At 35.2% G+C, this 24,466-nt stretch carries 21 protein-coding genes and 2 pseudogenes; 15 read left to right on the top strand and 8 right to left on the bottom strand.

All coding sequences use genetic code 11. From position 1 onward, the window contains the following. Positions 1-13: 13 nt before the first annotated feature. From ACZZ9T_RS02750 to ACZZ9T_RS02695, 12 genes and pseudogenes are all read left to right on the top strand, one after another. A complete protein-coding gene (locus tag ACZZ9T_RS02750; RefSeq protein ID WP_463440824.1) occupies positions 14-583 on the top strand; it encodes a T9SS type A sorting domain-containing protein in 570 nt (189 codons plus the stop codon). A gap of 11 nt (positions 584-594) precedes the next feature. Further along, positions 595-3,489: a hypothetical protein gene (locus tag ACZZ9T_RS02745; protein WP_463440823.1), complete on the top strand. Its 2,895-nt coding sequence runs from the start codon at positions 595-597 to the stop codon at positions 3,487-3,489. A 6-nt stretch (positions 3,490-3,495) separates the two neighbouring features. Next, complete coding sequence (locus ACZZ9T_RS02740) at positions 3,496-7,068, top strand: DUF6443 domain-containing protein (RefSeq protein WP_463440822.1); 3,573 nt, start codon at positions 3,496-3,498, stop codon at positions 7,066-7,068. Further along, positions 7,056-7,532, top strand: coding sequence for a hypothetical protein (locus ACZZ9T_RS02735; protein WP_463440821.1), 477 nt, complete (start codon positions 7,056-7,058; stop codon positions 7,530-7,532). The genes ACZZ9T_RS02740 and ACZZ9T_RS02735 overlap by 13 nt, the downstream gene beginning before the upstream one ends. Positions 7,533-7,776: 244 nt before the next feature. Further along, complete coding sequence (locus ACZZ9T_RS02730; protein WP_463440820.1) at positions 7,777-8,493, top strand: NucA/NucB deoxyribonuclease domain-containing protein; 717 nt, start codon at positions 7,777-7,779, stop codon at positions 8,491-8,493. A gap of 78 nt (positions 8,494-8,571) precedes the next feature. After that, positions 8,572-9,051, top strand: a complete 480-nt coding sequence (locus tag ACZZ9T_RS02725; protein WP_463440819.1) for a hypothetical protein — start codon at positions 8,572-8,574, stop codon at positions 9,049-9,051. A gap of 55 nt (positions 9,052-9,106) precedes the next feature. Next, entirely contained in the window at positions 9,107-10,120 is a 1,014-nt protein-coding gene (locus tag ACZZ9T_RS02720) for an RHS repeat-associated core domain-containing protein (protein WP_463440818.1), read from the top strand. Next, the gene (locus ACZZ9T_RS02715) at positions 10,102-10,533 is read left to right on the top strand and encodes a hypothetical protein (protein ID WP_463440817.1); all 432 of its coding nucleotides are present in this window, start codon (positions 10,102-10,104) and stop codon (positions 10,531-10,533) included. The genes ACZZ9T_RS02720 and ACZZ9T_RS02715 overlap by 19 nt, the downstream gene beginning before the upstream one ends. A 283-nt stretch (positions 10,534-10,816) precedes the next feature. After that, positions 10,817-11,851, top strand: coding sequence for an RHS repeat-associated core domain-containing protein (locus ACZZ9T_RS02710; RefSeq protein ID WP_463440816.1), 1,035 nt, complete (start codon positions 10,817-10,819; stop codon positions 11,849-11,851). A gap of 63 nt (positions 11,852-11,914) precedes the next feature. Then, entirely contained in the window at positions 11,915-12,388 is a 474-nt protein-coding gene (locus ACZZ9T_RS02705) for a hypothetical protein (protein WP_463440815.1), read from the top strand. Between the two features lie 65 nt (positions 12,389-12,453). Further along, a pseudogene (locus ACZZ9T_RS02700) lies at positions 12,454-12,690 on the top strand (RHS repeat-associated core domain-containing protein); the annotation flags it as partial. Between the two features lie 88 nt (positions 12,691-12,778). Further along, positions 12,779-13,476, top strand: a protein-coding gene (locus tag ACZZ9T_RS02695; protein WP_463440814.1) for an IS1 family transposase whose coding sequence is annotated in 2 segments (ribosomal slippage) — positions 12,779-12,878 and positions 12,878-13,476 — 699 coding nt in all. Because the reading frame shifts where the segments join, the coding sequence is not laid out codon by codon here. Positions 13,477-13,527: 51 nt separating this feature from the next. On the opposite strand, the gene ACZZ9T_RS02690 is transcribed toward ACZZ9T_RS02695, so the two are convergent. From ACZZ9T_RS02690 to ACZZ9T_RS02655, 8 genes and pseudogenes are all read right to left on the bottom strand, one after another. Beyond that, entirely contained in the window at positions 13,528-14,292 is a 765-nt protein-coding gene (locus tag ACZZ9T_RS02690) for a sulfite exporter TauE/SafE family protein (protein ID WP_463440813.1), read from the bottom strand. Further along, positions 14,283-14,735, bottom strand: a complete 453-nt coding sequence (locus ACZZ9T_RS02685; protein WP_463440812.1) for a FixH family protein — start codon at positions 14,733-14,735, stop codon at positions 14,283-14,285. The genes ACZZ9T_RS02690 and ACZZ9T_RS02685 overlap by 10 nt, the downstream gene beginning before the upstream one ends. An 11-nt stretch (positions 14,736-14,746) precedes the next feature. Further along, entirely contained in the window at positions 14,747-16,201 is a 1,455-nt protein-coding gene (gene ccoG, locus ACZZ9T_RS02680; protein ID WP_463440811.1) for a cytochrome c oxidase accessory protein CcoG, read from the bottom strand. A 97-nt stretch (positions 16,202-16,298) separates the two neighbouring features. Beyond that, positions 16,299-17,176 (bottom strand): annotated as a pseudogene (locus ACZZ9T_RS02675) (cbb3-type cytochrome c oxidase N-terminal domain-containing protein). Positions 17,177-17,267: 91 nt separating this feature from the next. Next, entirely contained in the window at positions 17,268-17,465 is a 198-nt protein-coding gene (locus ACZZ9T_RS02670) for a cbb3-type cytochrome oxidase subunit 3 (RefSeq protein WP_463440810.1), read from the bottom strand. A gap of 13 nt (positions 17,466-17,478) precedes the next feature. Further along, on the bottom strand, positions 17,479-19,740 hold the full coding sequence (gene ccoN, locus ACZZ9T_RS02665; RefSeq protein WP_463440809.1) for a cytochrome-c oxidase, cbb3-type subunit I: 2,262 nt from the start codon (positions 19,738-19,740) through the stop codon (positions 17,479-17,481). Between the two features lie 5 nt (positions 19,741-19,745). After that, positions 19,746-19,973, bottom strand: coding sequence for a cbb3-type cytochrome oxidase assembly protein CcoS (ccoS, locus tag ACZZ9T_RS02660; protein ID WP_463429861.1), 228 nt, complete (start codon positions 19,971-19,973; stop codon positions 19,746-19,748). 109 nt (positions 19,974-20,082) lie between these two features. Further along, entirely contained in the window at positions 20,083-22,461 is a 2,379-nt protein-coding gene (locus ACZZ9T_RS02655; protein ID WP_463440808.1) for a heavy metal translocating P-type ATPase, read from the bottom strand. 90 nt (positions 22,462-22,551) lie between these two features. On the opposite strand from ACZZ9T_RS02655, the gene ACZZ9T_RS02650 reads away from it, so the two are divergent. From ACZZ9T_RS02650 to ACZZ9T_RS02640, 3 genes are read left to right on the top strand one after another with little or no spacing between them, the layout of a single operon-like run. Further along, a complete protein-coding gene (locus ACZZ9T_RS02650; protein ID WP_162088097.1) occupies positions 22,552-23,265 on the top strand; it encodes a Crp/Fnr family transcriptional regulator in 714 nt (237 codons plus the stop codon). Between the two features lie 59 nt (positions 23,266-23,324). Further along, entirely contained in the window at positions 23,325-24,140 is an 816-nt protein-coding gene (gene panB / locus ACZZ9T_RS02645; protein WP_463440807.1) for a 3-methyl-2-oxobutanoate hydroxymethyltransferase, read from the top strand. After that, the gene (locus ACZZ9T_RS02640) at positions 24,140-24,466 is read left to right on the top strand and encodes a hypothetical protein (RefSeq protein ID WP_463440806.1); all 327 of its coding nucleotides are present in this window, start codon (positions 24,140-24,142) and stop codon (positions 24,464-24,466) included. Before panB ends, ACZZ9T_RS02640 begins: the two co-directional genes overlap by 1 nt.

Below are 24,466 nucleotides of genomic sequence, written 5' to 3'. Positions count from 1 at the left end.
CAGGGATGTTCTGATGGGGATGAATGTGATTCAGAGGAAAGATGACAGAGAAAAGAATAAAGATTTAACCAAAGGTATTTTACTCGGTGGTTACACACAGGCGGAAGGCAGGATTGAGACAGATGACGAAACCTTCTGGATGTTGTACCTCGATCAGAACGGAAACGAACAGTGGAGAAAGCACGTAAAGGGAGAATCTAGAAAAAAGGAAGAACGTTTGTCTGACATCAAATTAAACAGAGACGGCTCAATTATTTTAGCAGGAACGAGTGCTGAAGAGCTCGGCAAAGAAAACTGGAAAATCGTGAAGTTAGGCGACAAACAGCTGGATCAGCTGATTGAAAAGCAGGATATTAAAATTTACCCGAATCCTGTTTCGGATTACTGTTATGTGGAGATTGGGTTTGATTTCAAAGAAGCGGATATTGCAATTTACGATATGGGCGGAAGACAGCTCCAAACATTAAAAACCAAAAACAAAGTAACGAAGATCAATACGCAAAATCTGATTCAGGGGGCTTATTTGGTTACTATAAAAACCGATACGAATAAAACTGCGAATGCTAAAATTATTAAGAAATAAAACACAAAACAATGAGTATAAAAAAAAGAATACTGGGTTTGATCATGCTTGTTAGCATGAATATTTACTATAGTGCACAGGATATCAATTTCGGAGACTTTTCAAGACCTGTTCCTTCAGTGTCTTCATTGGCGGCTTATACCAATACGGCTGTTTCTTATGCTACAGGAATTCCTGATATTTCCATCCCATTATTAGGTTTGCCTACCAACAATAAAAACGTCAGTCTGAATCTTAATCTTTCTTATAACCCGATGAACGTTGCGCCCGGAGAAGCAGCGAGTGATGTGGGTACAGGCTGGTCACTGTTTATGGGTGGGGTTATTTCGAGAAAGATTGTTGATGAGCTTGACGAAAAGTATGATGACACCAGTAGTGGAAATTATCAGAAAAATAATTTTAATGATATTTATTATTATAATCTCCCAGGAATTTCAGGAAAATTTAAAATAGAACGAAATATTGTCTCCAATACATTTCAAATAAATAATCTCTCTTCAAATGTCGTAAAGATAGAATACACAAGAGACAGTAATACGGCTACCCTTATTTTAAATTCATTTACGATTACAGATACGAAAGGAATCAAATATATTTTTAACGATTACAGCCTAAGTAATTCTGATCAGAACTCCTATTTTCCGGGTGGAAAAGTTTATAAATCTGCTTTCTTTCTAAGCCAGATCAAAGATGCAAATAATATAGAAATTGCGAACTTTTCTTATCAGAAAGACACAAGATATAAGACTAATAATCCAGGTTTTATAGACTATCAAACGTGTAAGTTGAAAACAATTAATTCTCCTTCTTACGGAAAAATAGAGTTGGATTACCTGTACGACAGTACCAAGGAAAAAACCATGAATGATCCTTACAGTATTGACAAAGTGATGCTAAAAGATCATTACAACCATATCATCTCTCAATATGCTTTTGAGTATTCAGAATATGGATATGATTTTTTTAATGGATTTTATACAATAAATAACAGCAAAAGAATACTGACCAAAATCAAAAAGCTTAACAAAAACAATGTAGTTTCCGAAAACACAGAGTTTCATTACAACAGTCAGGAGTATGAGCAGTATCCAACAGATGTACATCTTCCGTATGGATTTAATCTATCGTATTTCTGTCCTGAAGCTGACCTTACAAAAGACCCCAGAAAGGCAGGATTGGGAGTTTTAAAAAGAGTAATAAATCCTACCGGAGGCGTTGTAGAATATAACTTTGAGCCGCAGGAAGTCTATATAGATAAAACTACCCCTGATTACCTGAACCCAATTATTAACGGAGAAAGTTTTGTTAATTCTCAGTTACAGTATTTAAAGGAATTTAATCAGTTTTCTTTCGATACCAATCAAAGTACAACGCATTTATTCTCTGTTGTTGGAACAGCTGGAGTGACTAAAAAAGTATATGTAGTATATTTAGTAAACGATGTGTACACTCCAGTTTTTTGGGATACGAATACTCCTACTTATGTAGATTTTAGCATCAGACAAGGAAATCAACCTTTTATGAGCAACGGAGTATGCCCCAATCCTGCTTATAGCAGCACATACAAAGTCGAATCTTTTGATCTTCTTCCCGGCTCTTACGAATTTAAACTGTCCGGCTCCGGAGGAAATGGTAACGTCACCATGTTTGATATCGGACACATCCCGTTACCTTTCAAAAACAAAGATGTTACTACAGGTCTCAGAATAGCCAACGTAAAATATTATGAGAATAAAACAGCTGCAACGCCGGTAAAAGTAACCAACTATAGCTACGATAACTTTGCAGACAGCAACAGTTCAAGCGGTTTAAGCTTCAGTCCGGAAGACGATTATGGAACCATGGCTATTTCTAATTTCACCTTGTATAAAAATGTGAAGGTTTCTAATGCAGATGACAATATTGGGTATACGAAATATTATTATAAAACTCCTAATGACTATCCTTCATATTTAACGACTGGTTCAAATTCATTCTGGCCTTATTACAACCTTACCAAAAGCGGTATGACAGAAAAGCAGGAAATATACAATGCTCAAAACCAGCTTTTGGCTTCTGAAGAAACACAGTATGTGATGGATGATATACCGGCTTCACAAGACTATCTGCTAATAGGAACATCCATGTATTCTAAAGCCGCTTACTATAAGAAAGTAACCGGGATCTCAAAAAGTTATCTGGATAATCAGATTGTAGAGCAAAAGGTAGAAACCTACTTTAACGAATCGAATATGGAAGCTTCCGTTATTAAAAAAACATATGATGATACCGTTACAGAAACAAAACTCACTTATCCTTCTCCTAAAAGTGGCAATTACATAGCGCTTGGAAGTAAAAATATTACAGGAATTCCAGTAATAACTGAAACCAAAGATAGCGGTATCCTGATCAGCAAGTCTGTAACAAAGTTTGATAACACTTCCTCTACATTCCCTACCTCTATGCTGGCAACCAACGTAGGCGATGGGAGCACAAAAACAGCCATGACATTTGATCTCTATGATGACAAAGGAAATCTTTTGCAATTAACCTCTGCAGTTGGGATTCCAACAGCGATCGTATACGGTTATGACAAAACACAGCCTATTGCCAAAATAGAGGGAGCAACGTATGCACAGGTATTGCCTTACATTCAGGCTATTGTAGATGCTTCGAATGCAGATGCTGCCAATCCTACTAACGAGCTGGCATTACTTACGGCATTGGATAATTTCAGGAAAAACACGGCTTTAAAAGATTTCAGTATTTCTACCATGACGTATGATCCGTTGATAGGAATGACAACTAATACTTCCCCGAACGGAGTAAGAGAAATATACATCTATAATGCAGACAACAAGCTTGAAAAAGTGACAGACGCCAACGGAATTGTATTGAAAGAACACAAATACAACTACAAAAACTAAAACACCATGAAAAAAATACTATTCATACTACAATTGTTGTTCTGTGGTTTTGCTTATGCGCAGACCAATCTTGCGGCAACAGAAAACTATATTTACAACAAAAACTGTTTAAATGAAGACTGCTCAAAAAAAATAGAATCTGTACAGTATTTTGACGGTTTGGGAAGGCTGAAACAAAATGTTTCTATAAAAGCAACCCCTAAAGGTAAAGATATTGTAATTCCCGTAGAATATGACAATTATGGCAGAGAGATTAAAAGCTATCTTCCCGTTCCTCAATCCGGAACACAAAACGGAGGAATATACAGCAATCCTTTGTCGGCTGCTACAGCAGTGTACGGAAACGAAAAGATCTATTCAGAAAAAATACCCGAAGCCTCACCTCTTGGAAGAGTGATAGAGCAAAAAAAGCCGGGTAACGACTGGAGTGCTCATCCTGCTACTCTATCTTATAAAGCTAATACAGCAGGAGAAGTAAAAAAATACACCGATTCTACCACATGGGTAGAAGGCAGAACCCATAGTGTCCTAAGCCTTACCGGAACGTACCCTGCCGCAAAACTTTACAAAACACAGGTAACCGATGAAGACGGTAACATCAATATTGAGTTTAAAAATAAAAAAGGACAGGTTATTCTGTCAAGAAAAAATGACGGCTCTCAAACTGTAGATACGTATTATGTATATAACAGATATGGTCAACAGACATTCGTTATCTCTCCTTTGGCGGCTTCATCAGCTGCTACCGACCAAAATACGCTGGATAATTTATGTTACCAATATCGGTATGACGGGTGGAACAGGCTTGTAGAAAAGAAGCTTCCCGGCAAAGGGTGGGAATTTATGGTCTATGATAAAGCAGACCGCCTTGTCATGACGCAGGATGCCAATATACGTGCTAATGGAAGATGGTTTATAACAAAAAATGACCAGTTTGGAAGAGTTGCATATACAGGGATCATCATTGGCGGAAGCAGACTAAGTATGCAGAATCAGGCAGGCTCTCATATCATTTCAGAATCCCGACATACCGGTGGGTTTTCGAGAAACGGAATGCAGGTTTATTACAGCAACGATTATTTTTTTAATATTGAAACGGTATTGTCTGTCAATTATTATGACACCTATCCTACCGGAAGTCCCGCAATCCCGAATCAGATTTTGGGACAAAATGTACTGCCGCAGGATGCTCAGACCTCTAATATCAGCACCAAAAATCTACCTACTGCTTCTTATGTAAAAAATATTGAAAATGATAACTGGACGAAGAATTACATTTGGTACGATCACAAAGGCAGAACATTAGGAACTCACACTGTCAATCATCTCGGGGGATACACCAAAACCGAATCTCTGCTTGATTTTGTCGGCGTACCCCAACAATCAGTTGCAAGACACAAAAGGCTGGACTCGGATACTGAAAAGGTAATTACACAAACCTTTACCTACGATCCCCAAAACAGATTATTGGTACACAAACACAAAGTAGGAAATAATTCTGAAGAAATTTTGACCCGCAACCAATACAATGAGCTTTCGCAGCTCGAAAATAAAAAAGTGGGTGGAGTAAGCATTTCTACACCCCTTCAGACGGTAGATTACACCTATAATATTTTAGGATTAATGACGGGTGTGAATAACCCGGATAATCTCGCAAATGATCTCTTTGGATATACCATCAAATATAACAATCCTGAAAATACTGATCCCAGATATAACGGAAACATTGCAGAAATAGACTGTAGAAAAAATCACATTGACCAAGAATCTGTTTTAAGAAGATACAGCTATACCTACGATGGGATCAACCGCTTATCACAGGCAATTTTTTCAGAACCCAATTCAACTGTTCCCAAAAACGAATTGTATAGTGAGGCGGCAGAATATGATGTCAACGGAAATATCACCTACCTGAACAGGAATGCTCCTTCTTTCGACGGTATAAATGCCAATCAGATAGATGATCTGGATTACAGCTATCAAGGAAACAAACTTTTAAATGTAGCAGATAATAGCGGAAACATCACTGGCTACGAAGGCGGAGGGAATACCATTGGTTATGATCTCAACGGAAATATGGTGAGTATGCCAGACAAAGCCATAGAACAAATAGATTACAATATCCTGAATCTTGCCACGCAAATAAAGATCAATGGCAATCATAAAAATGTAAGCTATCTTTACCGTGCAGACGGAACCAAATTGAGGAAAAACTTCATTGCTACGGGAGACAACGGCGAGATGTACGCATCTTCTACACAATACTTAGATGGTTTTCATTATTCTTCCTCCAATGGAGAGGAGCTTTGGGCAATGTTTCAGGCAGCAGGAGGGGGAGCGTACGAAACGGAAGCCTTCGTGGAGTTTCTTAATGGATATGATTACGAGAATATTTTGAAATTTGTACCTACTTCCGAAGGATTTTATGATTTTGAAAATAATCAGTACATTTATCAGTACAAAGATCATTTAGGGAACATAAGGTTAAGCTACAAGCAAGAAGGTATAAACTTGGGGGTTACAGACAGCAATGATTACTATGCTTTCGGGATGAGCTTTGTGCGTAATGAAGAAGAGGAAGCTCATTTTGGTACGGGAAGCTATAAAAACTATAAGTACAACGGTAAAGAACTCCAAGAGACTGGAATGATCGACTACGGCTGGAGACATTATATGGCTGATCTGGGAAGATGGAACGGGATTGACCAGTTGGCTGAGATGTATGTTTCAACCAGTACGTATGCTTATGTTGCGAATAATCCTGTGATGCGATTTGATGTAGACGGAAGATGGTTTAATGATGATGGCACGATAGATAAATCAGGATATACACCAAGATTTACGACTGGAAAGCAGTATAGAGACAGTTTCTTGGGATTGAATCAAAATGACGGATTAGGTGGTGGAAGCACTGGCGGAAGTCTCTGGGTAGGAGATGTAACAGCTGATAATGGTATTACTTTGGGTGATCTTATTGATGCGTGGATGAGTAACAACTCGACCAATTATTTTGAAGGGATTGATTTTACACAGTTTGGAGCTGATGATTGGCGAAATAAAAGTGGCGAACTAATATATGACCCTAAAGCTAATAGTGGTAAAGGAGGCTTTACAAAATTTGCATCTAAAGAAGACAAAGAATTAGCTGCTATGATGTTAAAAACAGCAGAGGGTAGCGTTCAATTTAATGAACTAATTAATTCTGTAATTCCAACTTCTATCAGTTTAATACCAGGTGAAGGTCCATCTGCTGGAACAAATCAATTTCAAATGGGAAACACTCAATTGACTAGGAATTCTTCTGGAAAAGTAGTACGTGCTGATATTGAGATTTATGAAGGAAGAATTGATACTTTCAAGATATTATTAAAATCATACTATAATGCAGGTAAACAGAATATGTTAAATGATGAACAAAAATTATATCACAAAGTAAATAAAAATGGCGCTATAAGTGCTAATATAGGACATGAATTAGGACATGCTGTAAATGCAGCTAATCATTTATTATACGGTCCAGCATCTGAAGTTACACCTGATTCAATAGAACAAAAAATTCTCAACCAATGGAAAAACTAAAAAAAAATATGAAGTTATCATTTATTGTAATAATATCATTTATATACTCCTGTCATAGTAATTTTTACAAAGATTCTATAAATGAAAAAATAATTTCATTTTATGAAAATAAAAGAGAAATTAGTGATAATAATATAATGAGTTTGAAAAGTGACTTTAAAAAATTGAGTAATATTAATAATATCATAACTAAGGCAGATTTTAACAATAATGATGGAATATACTTGGTTCGCTTAAATATTTCTCATACAACATGCAATGTTTTATTAGTTAAAAATAACAATCATAAAATTTTATCACTTGAAGGAAATATAGATCAGGTCCTTAGTGATTTTACTGTAAACGCCAAAAATATGGATTTATATGAAAATAAATATTATAAAGATTACGGAGAAATTATTACTAAGATATTAAATGATAATAATAAAATGATCAATTCAATGACGTTAAAACCTTTGAACTAAGGAGCTACAAATATAACGGCAAAGAGACCGGAATGGTGAGGCATTACATGTCTGATTTAGGAAGATGGAACGGTATTGATTAGCTGGCTGAAAGTATGTTTCAACAAGTACTTATGCTTATGTTGCGAATAATCCTGTGATGCGATTTGATGTAGACGGAAGATGATTTAATGATGATGGCACGATAGATAAATCAGGATATACACCAAGATTTACGACTGGAAAGTAGTATAGAGACAGTTTCTTGGGATTGAATCAAAATGACGGACTAGGTGGTGGAAGCACTGGCGGCAGTCTTTGGGTGGGAGATTTAGCAGCTGATAATGGTGGTCCTACTCTAGGAGACTTGATCGATGCGTGGCTAAGTAATAGTATAGATAATACAGAAGAATATACCAAACAGCTATTAAATTCTTTTTTAGAAAACTTAACTCCGACGAGTAATCTTGATATAAAAGGTTTTCATTATGTAATACAAGACATTACCCCAACTATCTATGAGTTTACATTGTTAGCATTTCAAATGGGAAAATCTCCAGTTTTGCATTATGATGGGGATAAAGAACGAGTGGCGAAAAGAAGAGCAAAAAATATGATAGGTATGAAAACTCAATCGGGTTATCAAAGAGATGAGTATCCTTACGCTTCTACTTCGGAGGGTGATAATGCGATGGTAACATATGTTCCTTCTAGAGAAAACAGTATACAGGGTGGAACATTAGGAGCAGCCTATAGAGCAGGGAATTTAACAACAGGTGATGCTTTTATGGTAATACCTGTGCCCAGAGGCAGTACAAAAGAAATAATGAAGGAACAAGTAATGCATCGTATGCAACCTGCTCCAGCACTTAGAAGAATGGACTTCGGAAGTCCTGCTGTACCATATAAAATGTGGCCTGTATTAGGAGTTATAGCTGTAGGAGCTTTTATATATCATTTTGGATGGCGTATGGCGCTTTAAATAAAAATTATGAAAAAAATCAATTTGTTGATAATTAGTCTATTAATAATATCGTGTACAATAAATAAAAAGAAAGATATGCAAAAAAAAGAATATAAATTTCTGACCTCATACAATCAATTTTACTTGTCTAGTGATAAAGGAAGTTTCTTAGATAATTTTATGGATATTGATGAGGATACATATAAAGCTAGATTAGGATTAGAAAAAAACAGTATTATAATATTTTCTCAAAGCTACAGCAACATAAAAGGAGATATCGAAATATTACAAACTCCAAAGAATGTAGATTACGATAAGTATGATCATATTGTAGAAGGTGGGATAGAAATCAATTCTGGTGAATTGCAAATATTGTCTTGGCCTGGAAATGAAGTTGAATTATCTATAAAATTAAAGCCAGGAAAATACAGAGTTCGTGCTAATTCTTCTAATCTCTCAAGTGTAAAAGAAACTGATTTAGGACATGATACGGATAATGATTTCTACCATATAGAAATATGGCCGAGTGAAAATATGGGAAGAAGAGTTTTAAAACAATTTGAATTTGAACTTTAGAATAAAGTGTATGAGATTAAATCGACTCACTTAAACAATTATTATCCTTTCGGGGATGAATCATCTGAAAACAAGAACAGCTAATTTCGGGCAGGGAAGCTATAAAAACCATAAGTACAACAGCAAAGAACTACAGGAAACCAGCATATACAGTTATGGCTGTAGAGACTATATGCCCGACATCGGAAGATGGAACGGTATTGATCAGTTGGCTGAGATATATGTTTCAACAAGTACATATGCTTATGTTGCGAATAATCCTGTGTTGAGATTTGATGTAGACGGCAGATGGTTTAATGATGATGGCACGATAGATACATCAGGATATACACCAAGATTTACGACTGGAAAGCAGTATAGAGACAGTTTCTTGGGATTGAACCAAAATGACGGATCTGGTGGAAGTAGCACTGGCGGAAGTCTTTGGGTAAGAGATGTAACGGCTGATAATGGTCCTACGTTGGGAGATCTTATTGATGCGTGGATGAGTAACAACTCGACAGATTATTTTGAAGGGATTGATTTTACACAGTTCGGAGCGGAAGATTGTTGTCCTGATGAACCAGCAGCATTTTGGTTTTTTGATAAAAAAGGGGAAGAATTAATGAATCATTGGCTTAGGGGCTCGGGGAAAAATTTGAGTTTCAAATATGATAAAGGTTGGAGTACTTACATGAAAAACAACGGATTCTTAAATGAGAGACTACAAAGAATAGCAATAGCACGAAGCTATTTTATGAATATAGAAGGCAAAACTAAGACAACTGAAGAATCAGGTAATCAACATTTTGAAATTGATAATACATATAATACCGGATATGGCATGTTACATGGGACTCAATATTTTAGTTATATTATGAACGGGAGCTATAATAAAGCCACAGACTCATATATTATGAAGTTTAATTTAAAATGGACTGATCAGATAAATCATAATAATACTGTTTTTATGGACAGAGTTTTTAATAATATTACTCGCGCCGTCGGTCATCCTGCGGATTATTGGATAACAATTAAATGGACTCAAACAATTATAATAAAAAATAAAGAATGGGAAAGATTACATTAATTATAACATTATTTTTACTTATTGGTTGTGATAAGAATTCAAATTTCGCAAGAGATAATAATGATAATAAGACAGGGATATTTGTAAAAACAAATACATTTATAAGTTCACCAGGAATTTATTACTTCAGGGATATTGATATTGTGGTAAAACAATTCAAGGATGATGCTATAGTGTATGGAATTTTTGATATTAATAATAATCTCTTATATCAAAGAAACATTAATAATTCAATAAGTAATCATATGAAATGGACTATTTATGTTGATAGTAAAGGTCAAGTGTGGTTTTATAATGCGGATTATCAAGAAACTAATGTATTTGTTTTAGAAGGAAAAGGCATTTTTATGAAAGATAAAAATAAACTTCCTCCAATTCCTTTAGAGCTTAAAAATTTTATAAAGGATAAATAGGGTGATGTGTCAAAGTTAGTGATATGGGTAATGTTTCAGAGTTTGTTATGAGCATTTTCAAAAATTAACTCATTGAAATCAACACTCACTTAAAATTAAAATAATCAAAACAAGAGTAGGAAACCTACTCTTGTTTATTTTCCACAATAAAAACTTAGCTAAATAACTAAAAATCATTCTCTAGTAATCAGATTTAGTGATGCCATATTTTCGATAATGTTTTAATCAGTACAAAGATCATTTAGGAAATATAAGGTTAAGCTACAAGCAATAATCTACGAACTTGGGGGTTACAGACAGCAATGATTACTATGCTTTTGGGATGAGCTTTGTGCGTAATGAAGAAGAGGATGCTCATTTTGGTACGGGAAGTTATAAAAACTATAAGTACAACGGTAAAGAATTACAGGAGACTGGAATGATCGACTACGGCTGGAGACATTATATGGCTGATCTGGGAAGATGGAACGGTATTGACCAGTTGGCTGAGATGTATGTTTCAACAAGTACTTATGCTTATGTAGCCAATAATCCTGTGATGCGATTTGATGTAGACGGCAGATGGTTTAATGATGATGGCACGATAGATAAATCAGGATATACACCTAGATTTACGACTGGAAAACAGTATAGAGACAGTTTCTTGGGATTGAATCAAAATGATGGATCTGGTGGAAGTAGCACTGGCGGAAGTCTTTGGGTAGGAGATGTAACAGCTGATAATGGACCAACTAATGGGGATTTAATTGATGCGTGGATGAGTAACAACTCGACCAATTATTTTGAAGGGATTGATTTTACGCAGTTCGGGGCGGAACCTCCTATAGATTTATTTGGCCCGTCAGCAGGAGCATTTTCTGCATTTCACCAAGTTCCAGAAAATTTTAAATATGCAATGGGTGAGGGGATCTTTACTGTTTTTGCGCACGCAAATTCGGGTGGGGTACAATATTATGACAAAGAGGGTAATAAAAAATTTGCAAGTACTGTTGGAGAATTTGATAACGTGATGTCGTCCAACAGTAAAGAGTGGAAACAAGCAAGAAAAAGTGGGAGAGCTATAACATTAATATTTTTTGCTTGTAATGTTGGTTCTGAAATTTATCAAGGACATGATGGCAAAATGATTCAAGAAAAAAATACATTTGCGGAAAAACTTTTAAAATTACCTGGAATAACTGTCATTGCTCCAGATGGTTATGTTAATTTTGGATGGAGAAATAATAAACCTGGAGTAACAGACATTTCAAATTATAGAAATGATGGCGGATTTTTAACTTTAGAAATGGGGAACAAATATTTGGGAAAAGAGATTTAAGGTCAATTTTAACATTGTCACAAGTTAATGCTGTTATAAGAAATACAAATAAAAAATAATTATATGAAACGTTATAGAATGATTTTTTGCTTAATAATTTTTTTTTCTTGCAAAAAAAATGATGCACCAAAACAAACAAATAGGACGATTGTTGAAGTTCCACAGTATGTAAAAGATCTTAGTGATTCTAATAGATCAGATAGTCTTCTTAATGATGCAATAAATAACGGAAGTGAAAAAGCGTATAATGACATTGCAGGTTCATATATTTTAGCTGCAAAATATGATGATCTGTTGTATTATGCAATTTTAATGGCAAACAAATACAACTCTTCGGAAGCACATTATCATGTTTTTTTAATTTTATCACAAGATGATTTTGATAAACTAGATAAAAAAACAAAAAATTTAGCATTATACTATTTAATTAAAGCTAATGAATTAGGATATGAAAGCGCTAAATACTCAATCGATGAAATTTTTGGTAAAACAAAAACAAATAAATCAAATTATTATCTCAATCAATATATTAAATAATATAAAATCAAATATATTATAAATTGAGTAATCTATAAAATTTAAATAAGGAGTTTCAGAAGACCGGAATGATTGATTACGGCTGGAGACATTATATGGCTGATATTGGAAGATGGAACGGTATTGACCAATTGGCAGAAATGTATGTTTCAACAAGTACGTATGCTTATGTTGCTAATAATCCTGTGATGCGATTTGATGTTGATGGACGATGGTTTAATGATGATGGCACCATAGATACTTCGGGACGTGGTGATGTATCAGAGTTAGTGATGAGCATTTTCAAAAATATAAATCACTGATTTTCAACACTCGTTAAAAACAAAACAATCAAAACAAGAGTAGGTATTCCCTGCTCTTGTTTATTTATGCATAAAAAAACATATCCAAATGACTGAAGATCATTCCTCGTGTATCAGAGTTAGTGGTGAGAAAATTTGCAGGAATTGTTATTCAAAAAATATCATTAAAAATGGTACAACCAAAACTAAAAACAACAATATCTCTGTAAAAACTGTAACAAAAGATTTATAGATTTTTACAGTTATCAAGCTTATCATCATAATATTAATTCAAAAATAATTCAATTTACTAAAAAAGGTTCAGGGATTAGAAGTATAGCCAGAATTTTAAGAATTTCGACAACCACTTTACTCAAAAGAATTATTAAAATTGCAGACGGCATTCATCAACCAAAAATTTGTTTTCACCAGTCTTATGAACTTGATGAAATGAGACTTTTCATCAAAAAGAAATCAAACCCTCAATGGCTGGTTTATGCTATTGATAAGGCGAGTAAAGTGGTCGCAGGTTTTTATATTGGCAAAAGAACAAACCGAACTTTGCATTTAGTCATCAAAACTTTACTCCATTCAAATCCAGAAAAAATTTATACGGATAAACTCAGAAATTATCAATATTTAATTCCAAAGGAAATCCATCAGACCAAAAGATTCGGCACCAATTGTATTGAAAGAAAAAATTTAAGTATTAGAACACATTTAAAAAGACTGAACAGAATGACAATTTATTTTAGCAAAAGCGTTTTGATTTTAACTTCTATGTTGAAAATATATTTTTGGTCATAATTTAGGTCTCTCGTAATCACATTTATTCAAACCTAAGATGATCATTATTAATCAATGACAATTCGCAGTATGTGGATGCTTGCTGTGATCTCCCGGCAAATGACATTCACCTTTATTATCTTTTGAAATCGTCATCGCTTCGGCTTTTGGAGAAATGTAAGGAATACCGAGTTCTAAGCCTCTTAGAATAAATAATCCGCCGAGAATGATCATGATGACAGGAACTGCTTTTAGAATTTTAAGTCTGAAAGCCTGATTCATGAGGTTTCCGACTAATACAACCGTAAACATAAACGGAAGTGTTCCTAATCCGAATAAAGCCATATATGAAGCCCCCTGAAGGATTCCTCCGGCTGCTAAACTTGCAGTAAGTGCCATGTAGACCATTCCGCAGGGTAAGAATCCGTTGAGAATTCCTGTGGTAAATCTTGAACGGTAGTCTGCTTTCTGCAGTAATTTTCCCAGATTAAGTTTAACGGAATATAAAAATTTAGATAAAAAAGGAATTTTTGAAGCAAAATCTTTTCCTCTAAATGAAAATAATGCCATGATAATCAATAGAATACCCACTGCAATGGTCAGATATTGCTGGAAACCCGCCATCTCAAAACCTTCACCAATAATTCCTAAAACACCACCTAAAAAAGCATAAGTGAAGATTCTGCCAAATTGATAGGTTAAATTTTGTAGATAGAAATTGGTTGCCTGCTTTTTTGTTAATCCCATCGATAGCGCAATTGGGCCACACATTCCGATACAGTGAAAACCGGAAGCAAAGCCTAAAGCAATCGCTGATATTACAAATGCTATTTCCATATCACATCATAATCGAGTCGGTAGTCTGTTTTATTGGTAGTCCACATCAGTCGTAAGGTATAGTTTCCTTTTGTCAACACTTTTGCAGGAATCGTGAATGACTGATTAGAATCTAATTGTTCAGATCTTTTAATGTCTAAATTCTGATCATCAGATCTGTTCAGCACAAATTTTATGTTAGAATTTGTGTTGTTGATATTTTTAGGAAAAGTCAATTTAATACCCTCTGCATTTTGTAAAAAAACAGGTTTTTCTTTTATAGTATCTGCTCTCTTTTTAGCATCAATGACGGTTTGGTATTCCAGTTCTTCTTCATAGTATTTTTCAGTTACCATTTCAGAGTTCTTCTGCCCGTTTGGAAATAGGAACAACATGGATAAAATAAAAATAATGAAAGAGGCGAGAGCTAAAAAAATGCCGTGTCCCCATGTGAAATTTTTCATCTTTTAAAAATTTAAAATTGCAATTTAAATGGTCCTTCAAAGTAAGTTTTGTAAGAATCGATGAGATTACCTTTCATGTCATAAACACCGATCGTAATATTCTGTTTAGACAGTTTCATCGCATCTTCCGGAAAACTGATATTAATGGTTCCTTTTGTGATCTTATCTCTTTGTACAATAATCTTGCTTGATGCGCTATAGCTTATCTCTCCTTTTGAAGGTTCCATCACTTTGATGGTAACGATTTTTTTATCGTTGGTTTTATTCAGAAAAGTATAGTTGTAGGTATTGGTAATTTTTCCTTCTCTTAAGAAAAACGTACTTCCTGCAGGCTTGATGAATTTAGCTTCCATTTCACCACGGCTGGAAAGTAAATAACCTAAAAATCCTACCAACAGAACCAGTACAACGGCAAAACCTTTCATTCTTCCGGTGAATTTATACTGAACTCCGGTTTCTATTTCTTTTTCGGATGCGTATCTTACTAAACCTTTTGGCAAGCCCACTTTTTCCATCACTTCGTCACAGGCATCGATACAAGCAGTACAGTTGATGCATTCTAATTGCTGACCGTCTCTGATGTCAATTCCTGTAGGGCAAACAACAACGCACTGATAACAATCTATACAGTCGCCTTTTCCTGCAGCTTTTCTGTCTTCACCTTTTCTCCATTTTGAACGGTTTTCACCACGATTGAAATCGTAAAAAACATTGATGGTTTCTTTATCGATTAAAACTCCCTGCAATCTTCCGTAAGGACAAACCAATGTACAAACCTGCTCTCTAAACCATGCAAATACGAAATAAAATGCTGCTGTAAAAAGAATCATTACGATAAAATTGGTAGGATGGGCAAATGGTCCGTCAGATACAATCTCAATTACCTGCTCATACCCTACAATGTACATAAACATGAAGTGGGTAATGACCAATGATATGATCACGTAGATTGACCATTTCAAAATTCTTTTCCAGATTTTCTCGCTGTTCCATTCTTGTCTGTCAAGCTTCATTTGCTTGTTTCTGTCTCCTTCAATCAGGTATTCTATTTTACGAAAAATAGATTCCATAAAAATTGTCTGAGGGCATATCCACCCGCAGAAAATTCTTCCGAATGCAATCGTAAAAATGATAATGAACAGGAGAGAGGCAATAGCACCTAACGTGAGAATGAAAAAATCTTGAGGATAAAACGGCTGCCCGACAATGAAAAATTCACGGTCGATCACGTTAAATAAAAAGAACGGATTGCCATTTATTTTGATGAATGGTACTGCAAAATAGATAATAAGTAAGAAATAACTTACAAAATCTCTGTAGTTGGTATATTTACCTTTTGGTTTTTTTGGAAAAACCCATTTTCTTTTTCCGGATTGTTCCATTGTACCTATAGAGTCTCTATAGGTTTCAGGATCTAAAACCTGTCCCTGTCCGCCACGCAGAATATCTTCTTCTTTATCTGACATTATAGTTTGGTTTTATTTAAAAAAAGAAAAACATAATTCGTTACTATTTTTTAATTTAATAACAAATTATGTTTAATCTTATATTTTTAAGTTTTATTTACTGTTTCTCCCATTTGGCTTCGTCACCGTAAGCTGGTGCACCGCCTTTGTCTGTTGTAATTGGTGGAAGTTCCTGGTTGATGTGATATACGTAAGCCGCAACATTCTGGATGTCTGTTCCTGTTAACACTCCGTTTTTACCCCAAGCCTGCATTGCTGTTCCGGTAACTCCGTTTTCAACAACATGGAATACGTTTTTAAATAATTTTTTTCTGGTTGGTTTTTCCAGAAATTATCTGTCAGGTTTGGTCCAATTCCACCTCTACCACCGTCTGAGTGACAAGATACACAGTTGCTTTTAAAGATCTCTTCTCCTGCAGCAATATTATCTTCAGAAAACACTGCTGTTTCCAAAGTGATTGGGGGCTGACTTTTGTTGTACTCTTCAACCGCTGCCATCTGCTCTTTATATTCAACATCATATTCGCTGATTGGGTGAGCAAAATCTGTGAAAGAATATGCGCAGATATATACGATACAAAATACGGTTCCGAAGTAGAATAAACCTACCCACCATTTTGGTAATTGGTTATCCAACTCCATAATTCCGTCAAAACCGTGGTCGATAAGAATATCTTTTTCTTCTGTCTCAGACTGCTTCTTGAAAGCTGCATCGTACTGTCTTTTTAAGAAAGGAATTTTCTTTTCAGATAAATACGCTGATTTTTCTTCTGCAGTTAGTTTTTTAAATTTATTGTTCTCAATCAAATCTCCGATTGCATTGTGAATATATGCCAAAATAGCACTGATCGCAACGGTTCCCCAGAAATATGGCGAAGCTAAAAACGAATAGTTTTGTACAAATAAATAATAAAAAACTACCAGAAGTCCTATTATTATCAAGATGTTTACAAAAACCGGTGTTCTTTGTTTCATAAGTGAATATTTATAGTTTTTAAATATTATGAAATTGCCATTATTACGCTAATTTAAATAGAGCTGTTGTGACAATTTCATATTAAATAGTTTAATTTTTTAAATTAAAATCATCTTCATCATCCTCAAGAGGTGCATGTTCTTCTTCTCTGTAATATTTTTTAGGCCTGCTAAAAACATAAATAATCAAAGCGATGAAAAACAGCATAAAGAATATCAGAGCCAAAGTTTGATACAAACCTGCATTTTCAGTATTGGACAATATATCTTTAAAGTTCTGAGGTATCATGCGAGTTTAATGTTTAGTTATTACTTGCTGTTTTTATTTCCGTAGTTTTGATATCTGTACCCAATCTTTGCAGGTAAGAGATTAATGCTACAATTTCTTTCTTCTCAAGTTTCACGTCTGGTCTCTTCGCATATTCAGCTTTTAAATCTGCTGCTTCAAAGTAGATGTCTTTTACAATTTTCGCTGCCTGATTGTCTGCCCATTTATCTGCAGAATCAATTTGAGCTTTTGTATAAGGTACGTCAAACGTGTTTTTCATCAGTTTCATCTTGTCAACCATTTTTGATCTGTCAAGATTGTTGGCAATCAACCATGGGTAACGTGGCATGATAGAGCCTGCTGATGTAGATCTCGGGTTATACATGTGTTTGTAATGCCAAGAACTTGGGTTTTTACCTCCTTCTCTATGTAAATCCGGACCTGTTCTTTTTGATCCCCAAAGGAATGGTCTGTCATATATAAACTCTCCGGCTTTTGAGTATTGCCCGTTTTTACCATTGAATCTTACAATCTCATCTCTGAATGGTCTTACCATCTGTGAGTGACAAGCATTACATCCTTCACGAATATATAAATCTCTACCTTCTAATTCTAATGGAGAATATGGTTTTACTGCTGAAATGGTAGGTACACTTTTCTTAAGTGATAATGTAGGAATAATTTCTACAGAACTACCGATTGAGATCGTGATGAAAGATAAAATACCTAATAATACCGGCATTCTTTCTAACCAAAGGTGGGTGCCTTCTCCTTCTTTACGTTTGTTTCCTATGTTTGCTAAAGCTGGTGCTTCTGCAGGAACTTCTTTCTGGAAAGATCCTTTTCTAACGGTAGCAAAAACATTCACGACCATCAAAAGACCTCCTGAAAGATAAAATAAACCTCCTAAGAATCTTAATTTGTAGTAAGGAATAATTTCAGTAACCGTATCTAGCCAGTTTTTCCACAACAATGTTCCGTCCGGGTTGAATTGTTTCCACATCAAACCTTGGGTAAATCCTGCGATATACATAGGTACTGCGTAGAAAATGATTCCTAAAGTACCTAACCAGAAATGCCAGTTAGCTAATTTTACAGACCATATTTTTGTTCTCCACATGATTGGTACCAAGTAATAGATAACACCGAATGCCATGAAACCATTCCATCCTAATGCTCCTAAATGTACGTGACCAATAACCCAGTCTGTAAAGTGACCGATTTTGTTGATGTTTTTTGTTGCTAAAAGTGGTCCTTCAAAAGTTGCCATTCCGTAACACGTAACTGCAACCACAAAGAATTTTAAAATAGGATTTTCTCTTACTTTATCCCAAGCTCCTCTTAAAGTAAGAAGACCATTTAGCATACCTCCCCAAGACGGAGCAATTAGCATTATAGAGAAACCTGTTCCCACTGCTTGAGCCCATGCTGGTAAAGCGGTATACTGAAGGTGGTGAGGACCCGCCCAGATATAAACAAAAATCAGTGACCAGAAGTGGATGATTGATAATTTATAAGAAAATACAGGTCTGTCTGCTGCCTTTGGTAAGAAATAATACATCAAACCTAGAACTGGTGTCGTCAATACAAATGCAACCGCATTGTGACCATACCACCATTGTACTATGGCATCTTTCACCCCTGCATAAGCTGAGTATGATTTCCATCCTGTGAATGATAAAGGAACTTCAAGATTATTGAATATATGAAGCATTGCAACAGCAATCCATGTTCCGATGTAGAACCAGATAGCAACATACAAGTGTCTTACTCTTCTTTTTGCAATCGTAAGGAACATGTTGATTCCGAAGATTATCCATGAGAATGCGATTAATATATCGATTGGCCACTCATGTTCTGCGTATTCTTTTGAAGTATTGATCCCCATAAAGAATGTGATGAACGTAGCAATAATCATTAATTGCCATGTCCAGAAATGTAACCAAGACAAGGTGTCGCTGTACATTCTTGCTTTCAGTAATCGCTGTAATGAGTAATAAATACCGGTATAAACGATATTACATACAAATGCAAAAATCACCGTGTTGGTGTGCAACATCCTAATCCTACCAAAACCAAACGCACCATGCGTACTGATTAATCCCGAAATATCGCCGGACGACAGACTTTTAATGGTCATATCATCAGTTCCGAACAAAAATTCAGGAAGCTCAGGGTAGAAAAGCATTAATGCCGCCGTAAGTCCAAACACGAATCCTATAATCCCAAAAACTATGGTCGCGTATAGGAATGCCCGAACAATACTGTTGTCATAACTAAACTTTTGTGTCTCCATACTAACTATTCACTTTTTTCTTCAATTTTATTATTTTCTCCTATTTCCTTCTTATCGTCTCTGTTGCCCGAGATCTCTTCCTTTTCTTCCCTCACTTCATCATCAAAAAGGATTCTCACAGCCGGAGATTCATCATCTTCAAACTGTCCTTTCCTGGCGTTTACTATAAAAACGACCAGAAAAACTGCAGCCAAAGAAACACTGCACAGGATCATTAAATATAGAATATCCATCTGACAACAAAATTAACCTATTTTCGGGTCTCAAAATTAATGAAAATTAATGACATTAATCACTAAATAACGGTTGTTGTTAATTTAAAATCAGTCTAAATAAGTCGTTTTAAGCGTTTTTTCTGAAATATTTGCGACCCAATATCCAGGTTGAAAGGGTAGTGAATGAAATGACGGTGATGGAACTTAGAGGCATCAGAATAGCAGCAAATAATGGTGACATATGTCCGGTTACCGCAAAACTCAAACCTACAATGTTATAAAGAAAACTGATGACGAAGGTCAATTTTACAATCGTCATAGATCCCTTACAAACATTCAGATAACGGTCAAGACTGGATACTTTCTCACCATTCATAATTACATCTGAAGAAGGTGTAAAGCTGTTGGTGTCGTCAGAAATAGCAATTCCTACATTGCTTTGCTTCAGGGCTCCTGCATCGTTTAATCCATCGCCAAGCATGGCAACTTTCATTCCGTTGTTCTGAAGATTCTGGATGAAATTCAGCTTGTCTTCGGGGCTTTGGTTAAATGCCATTGAACTCACATTCGGGATGATGGTTTTCAACTGATTTTCTTCAGAAGAATTGTCTCCGCTTAAGATAAAGATCTTGTATTGTGCGATTTTTTTAAAAAGATTCTTAAGGTTTTCCCGGTATTCATTCTTAAAAATAAATTTACCCAAAAACTCATTATTCTTGCTGATGTAAACTGCAGTTTCAAGATTTTTAGATTCCTGATCATTGTATTTTGCAGAGCCTATTTTGTACAAATTTCCTCTTACATTCGCTTCGTAACCCTTTCCTGAAATTTCAATAAAATTTTCAACAGGGAAATAATCATCATTAATTTCAATGAAATCATACAGAGACTTTGAAAGCGGATGGTTTGAATTTTTTAATAAAGTTTTGATATTCATCATATCAAATCCGGAGATTTCTGAGCCTTCAAATTTGATATTGGTCTTTTTTCTTTCGGTGATGGTTCCGGTTTTATCAAACACGATGGCATTGATTTTTGAGATTTTCTCAATCGTCAAAGTATCCTTTACATAAAATTTATTTCGACCCAGAATTCTCATAATGTGCCCAAACGTAAAAGGAGAAGAAAGTGCCAATGCACACGGACAGGCAATAATCAAAATTGCAGAAATCACCTGAAACATTTTTTCTAAATCAATAAATGACCAGTATATTCCTGAGATTAAGGCAATTCCTAAAATGATAAAAGTGAAATATTTACTAATTTCGTTGATGAGTGTGTCTAGTCCAGTCTCATATTTTTTGAAAGCTTCCTTATTCCAGAGCTGAGTTAAATAACTTTGATCAACATTTTTGATGACTTCCAGTTCCAGTGATGAACCCACTTGTTTTCCGCCGGCAAAAATTTTGTCACCCGGTTGCTTGCTGATGCTTTCGCTTTCTCCGGTGATAAAACTATTGTCGATATTTCCTTCACCATTAATCAAAACAGCATCAACCGGGATAATTTCCTGATTCCTAACTAGAATTCGGTCTCCGATTTTAATTTCTGACAATAGAATATTTTCCTGTTTACCGCCAAAATCAACCTTGGTAACGGCGATCGGGTAGAATGATTTGTAATCTCTGTCGTAGGAGAGTGAGCTGTATGTTCTTTTCTGAAACATCTTTCCTAAAAGCATGAAGAATAAAAGTCCGCACAAAGTATCGAAATATCCTGGTCCGTAATCTGTTAGCACTTCGTAAACGCTTCGTCCGAATAAAACAAATATACCCAAAACAATAGGTACATCAATGTTGACGATTTTGTTTTTTAGTCCGTACCAGGCTGATTTGTAATAATCAGAAGCAGAGTAAAGCACCACGGGAATTGAGAGCATGAACATTAAAAACCTGAATAAACCTTTGTAATGTTGCATCCAGACATCTTCTCCGCCTATGTATTCCGGAAATGCAAGAAACATCCCGTTACCGAAGGCGAATCCTGCAATCGCAAGTTTTACCAGCAGAGATTTGTCTAAATTATCTTCGTTTTTATCGGCTGTTTCTAAACTAATGGCAGGTTTGTAGCCTAAATTAGTTAAAAAATTAGCTAATTCACTTAATTTTAAATCGTTATGATTGAATGAAATCTGTAAGTTCTTTCTGGTAAAATTAACCTGAGAATAATTAATATCCTTATGAAGAGTATGCAGACTTTCTAAAAGCCAGATACAGGATGAGCAATGAATCACCGGAATTTTAAAGGTTACAAGACTTGTATTTCCTTCGGAGAAATCTGTTATTTTTTCAAAAATTTCGGGCGTGTCAAGATAGTCAAACTGAGAAGAACTTTCTTCTCCCGGTCGTATTCCTGCTTTTTTATTTAATTCGTAAAAATTAGTTAGATTGTTGATATTCAGTATTTCGTAGACCGATTTGCAACCGTTGCAACAGAAAATCTTTTCATCAAAAGGAATCCTTTCTTTTTCTATGTCTTGTCCGCAATGAAAACAGTTCTCGCTCACCTTCATAAATTATTGACTTACAAAATTATAACAATTTTTTTTGTTTATCGAGTTTAAATGTTCTATTTTTGTGATAAATGTCATATTAAAATGTCGCAGGAAAAACAGATTGCAATTGAAGAAAGATTCGCTAAGGTTTTTAACGATAAATCCTTCAAGGAAAGGCTATCCAATACTGATTTTGAAAGATACTTAGGAGCTAAAAAGAAGATGAGTTTTCAGAAACATGATATCATTTTCGATGATGGTGAGATCCCGAAAGGAGTTTACTTTTTAGAAAAAGGGGCTGCAAAATTATCGAAGTCGGGCTCTTTTGGAAAAGATCAGATTTTAAGATTTATAAAAGAAGGTGATATCATTGGTTACCGTGCTTTGCTTTGTGGTGAAAACTTTCAGGCAAAAGCAGAAGCGATGACCGATGTAGACTGTACTTTTTTACCTGCTGATGTTTTTATGTATCTTCTTGAGGTAGATCCTCAGCTTTCTTTTATTATGCTTCAGAAGATTTCTTATGAATTGGGAGAGTCTTCTAACACCATTACATTTCTTGCACAAAAGACAGTAAGAGAACGATTGGCGGAAATTTTAATTCTTCTGGAACAAAAATTAGGTACAGATCCTGAAGGTTTCATTAAAATCTCATTAACGCGAGAAGAAATCGCCAATATCATCGGAACTGCTACAGAAAGCGCTATCCGATTGATTTCCGAATTTAAAGGAGACAGCCTTATTGAGGTCGACGGAAGAAATATCAAGATTCTGAATCACGATAAACTCATGAAACTCGGTCACGTAGTTTTATAAATCATACAATACAAGTCGGCTTTAGCCGACTTTTTAACTTAATAAATAATACAAACAATATGTCTGTACATTCTGAAATAAAAAGAGTTACCACCGAAACCTTACGAAAAATGAAATTCGATAAGGAAAAAATTACAATGCTTACCGCTTATGATTTTACCACTGCAAAAATGGTAGATGCAGGTGGAGTTGATGCAGTTTTGATTGGGGACTCTGCGGCAAATGTAATGGCAGGTTTTGAAACTACTTTGCCAATTACCTTAGATCAAATGATCTATCATACCCAAAGTGTGGTAAGAGGAATTGAAAGAGCTTTAATTGTTGCTGATTTGCCATTCGGAACTTATCAGAGCAATCCGGACAGAGCCTTAGAATCTGCAGTAAGAATGATGAAGGAAGGTGGTGCACACGCAGTGAAAATTGAGGGAGGAAAAGAGATTTCAAAGTCGATTAAAAAAATAATCAATGCAGGGATTCCTGTTATGGGACATTTAGGTCTCACTCCTCAATCTATCTATCAGTTTGGAACTTACAAAGTAAGAGCTAAAGACGAAGAAGAAGCTGAGAAATTGATTAACGACGCAAAGCTTTTGGAAGAGTTAGGATGTTTTTCTGTTGTTTTAGAGAAAATTCCTGCAGATTTGGCAAAAAAAGTCTCAGAAAGCATTACCATTCCTACAATTGGAATTGGCGCAGGTGCAGATTGTGATGGTCAGGTTTTGGTATACCACGATATGGTAGGAATGAATAAAGGTTTTTCTCCTAAATTTTTGAGAAGATATCTTGATTTGTATACAGAAATCACCGGAGCTGTTACCCAATATGTAAAAGATGTAAAAAGTGCAGATTTCCCTAACGAAAAAGAAAGTTACTAATGAGAAATAATTTACAAATGGCACAGGGTGTAATCTCTGTATTGGCCATACTTTGTCTGGTTGCAGGATGGTTTCAGCTATTTTCTCCGGAGATCAATGATATACTTTCCAGAAAGCTATTTTATCTTTTAATTGGTTTAAGTTTTATTTTACAGGCACCATTGCTTTCCAATTCAAAATTTACCTATCCGATGTATGCAGCCGCTGCGCTGTGTATTATTGGAGCATTTCTACCGATAGATTCAAAATTATCATTTATTAAAACAATAGGTTTGCTTGGTGGAGTGATTATTTCGTTTACAAACAGATCAGCGACTCGTCAGTGA

This window comes from Chryseobacterium sp. AC417 (genome assembly GCF_979258215.1).
The sequence above is the reverse complement of the archived record's forward strand: the minus strand, read 5'-3'. Positions and strand labels throughout refer to the sequence as shown.

Bases quoted from the DNA above. Each gene is read 5' to 3' on its own strand.
- ACZZ9T_RS02750 (WP_463440824.1), top strand. From the start codon at position 14: ATGGGGATGAATGTGATTCAGAGGAAAGATGACAGAGAAAAGAATAAA.
- ACZZ9T_RS02745 (WP_463440823.1), top strand. From the start codon at position 595: ATGAGTATAAAAAAAAGAATACTGGGTTTGATCATGCTTGTTAGCATG.
- ACZZ9T_RS02740 (WP_463440822.1), top strand. From the start codon at position 3,496: ATGAAAAAAATACTATTCATACTACAATTGTTGTTCTGTGGTTTTGCT.
- ACZZ9T_RS02735 (WP_463440821.1), top strand. From the start codon at position 7,056: ATGGAAAAACTAAAAAAAAATATGAAGTTATCATTTATTGTAATAATA.
- ACZZ9T_RS02725 (WP_463440819.1), top strand. From the start codon at position 8,572: ATGCAAAAAAAAGAATATAAATTTCTGACCTCATACAATCAATTTTAC.
- ACZZ9T_RS02720 (WP_463440818.1), top strand. From the start codon at position 9,107: ATGAATCATCTGAAAACAAGAACAGCTAATTTCGGGCAGGGAAGCTAT.
- ACZZ9T_RS02715 (WP_463440817.1), top strand. From the start codon at position 10,102: ATGGGAAAGATTACATTAATTATAACATTATTTTTACTTATTGGTTGT.
- ACZZ9T_RS02705 (WP_463440815.1), top strand. From the start codon at position 11,915: ATGAAACGTTATAGAATGATTTTTTGCTTAATAATTTTTTTTTCTTGC.
- ACZZ9T_RS02690 (WP_463440813.1), bottom strand. From the start codon at position 14,292: ATGGAAATAGCATTTGTAATATCAGCGATTGCTTTAGGCTTTGCTTCC.
- ACZZ9T_RS02685 (WP_463440812.1), bottom strand. From the start codon at position 14,735: ATGAAAAATTTCACATGGGGACACGGCATTTTTTTAGCTCTCGCCTCT.
- ccoG (WP_463440811.1), bottom strand. From the start codon at position 16,201: ATGTCAGATAAAGAAGAAGATATTCTGCGTGGCGGACAGGGACAGGTT.
- ACZZ9T_RS02670 (WP_463440810.1), bottom strand. From the start codon at position 17,465: ATGATACCTCAGAACTTTAAAGATATATTGTCCAATACTGAAAATGCA.
- ccoN (WP_463440809.1), bottom strand. From the start codon at position 19,740: ATGGAGACACAAAAGTTTAGTTATGACAACAGTATTGTTCGGGCATTC.
- ccoS (WP_463429861.1), bottom strand. From the start codon at position 19,973: ATGGATATTCTATATTTAATGATCCTGTGCAGTGTTTCTTTGGCTGCA.
- ACZZ9T_RS02650 (WP_162088097.1), top strand. From the start codon at position 22,552: ATGTCGCAGGAAAAACAGATTGCAATTGAAGAAAGATTCGCTAAGGTT.
- panB (WP_463440807.1), top strand. From the start codon at position 23,325: ATGTCTGTACATTCTGAAATAAAAAGAGTTACCACCGAAACCTTACGA.
- ACZZ9T_RS02640 (WP_463440806.1), top strand. From the start codon at position 24,140: ATGAGAAATAATTTACAAATGGCACAGGGTGTAATCTCTGTATTGGCC.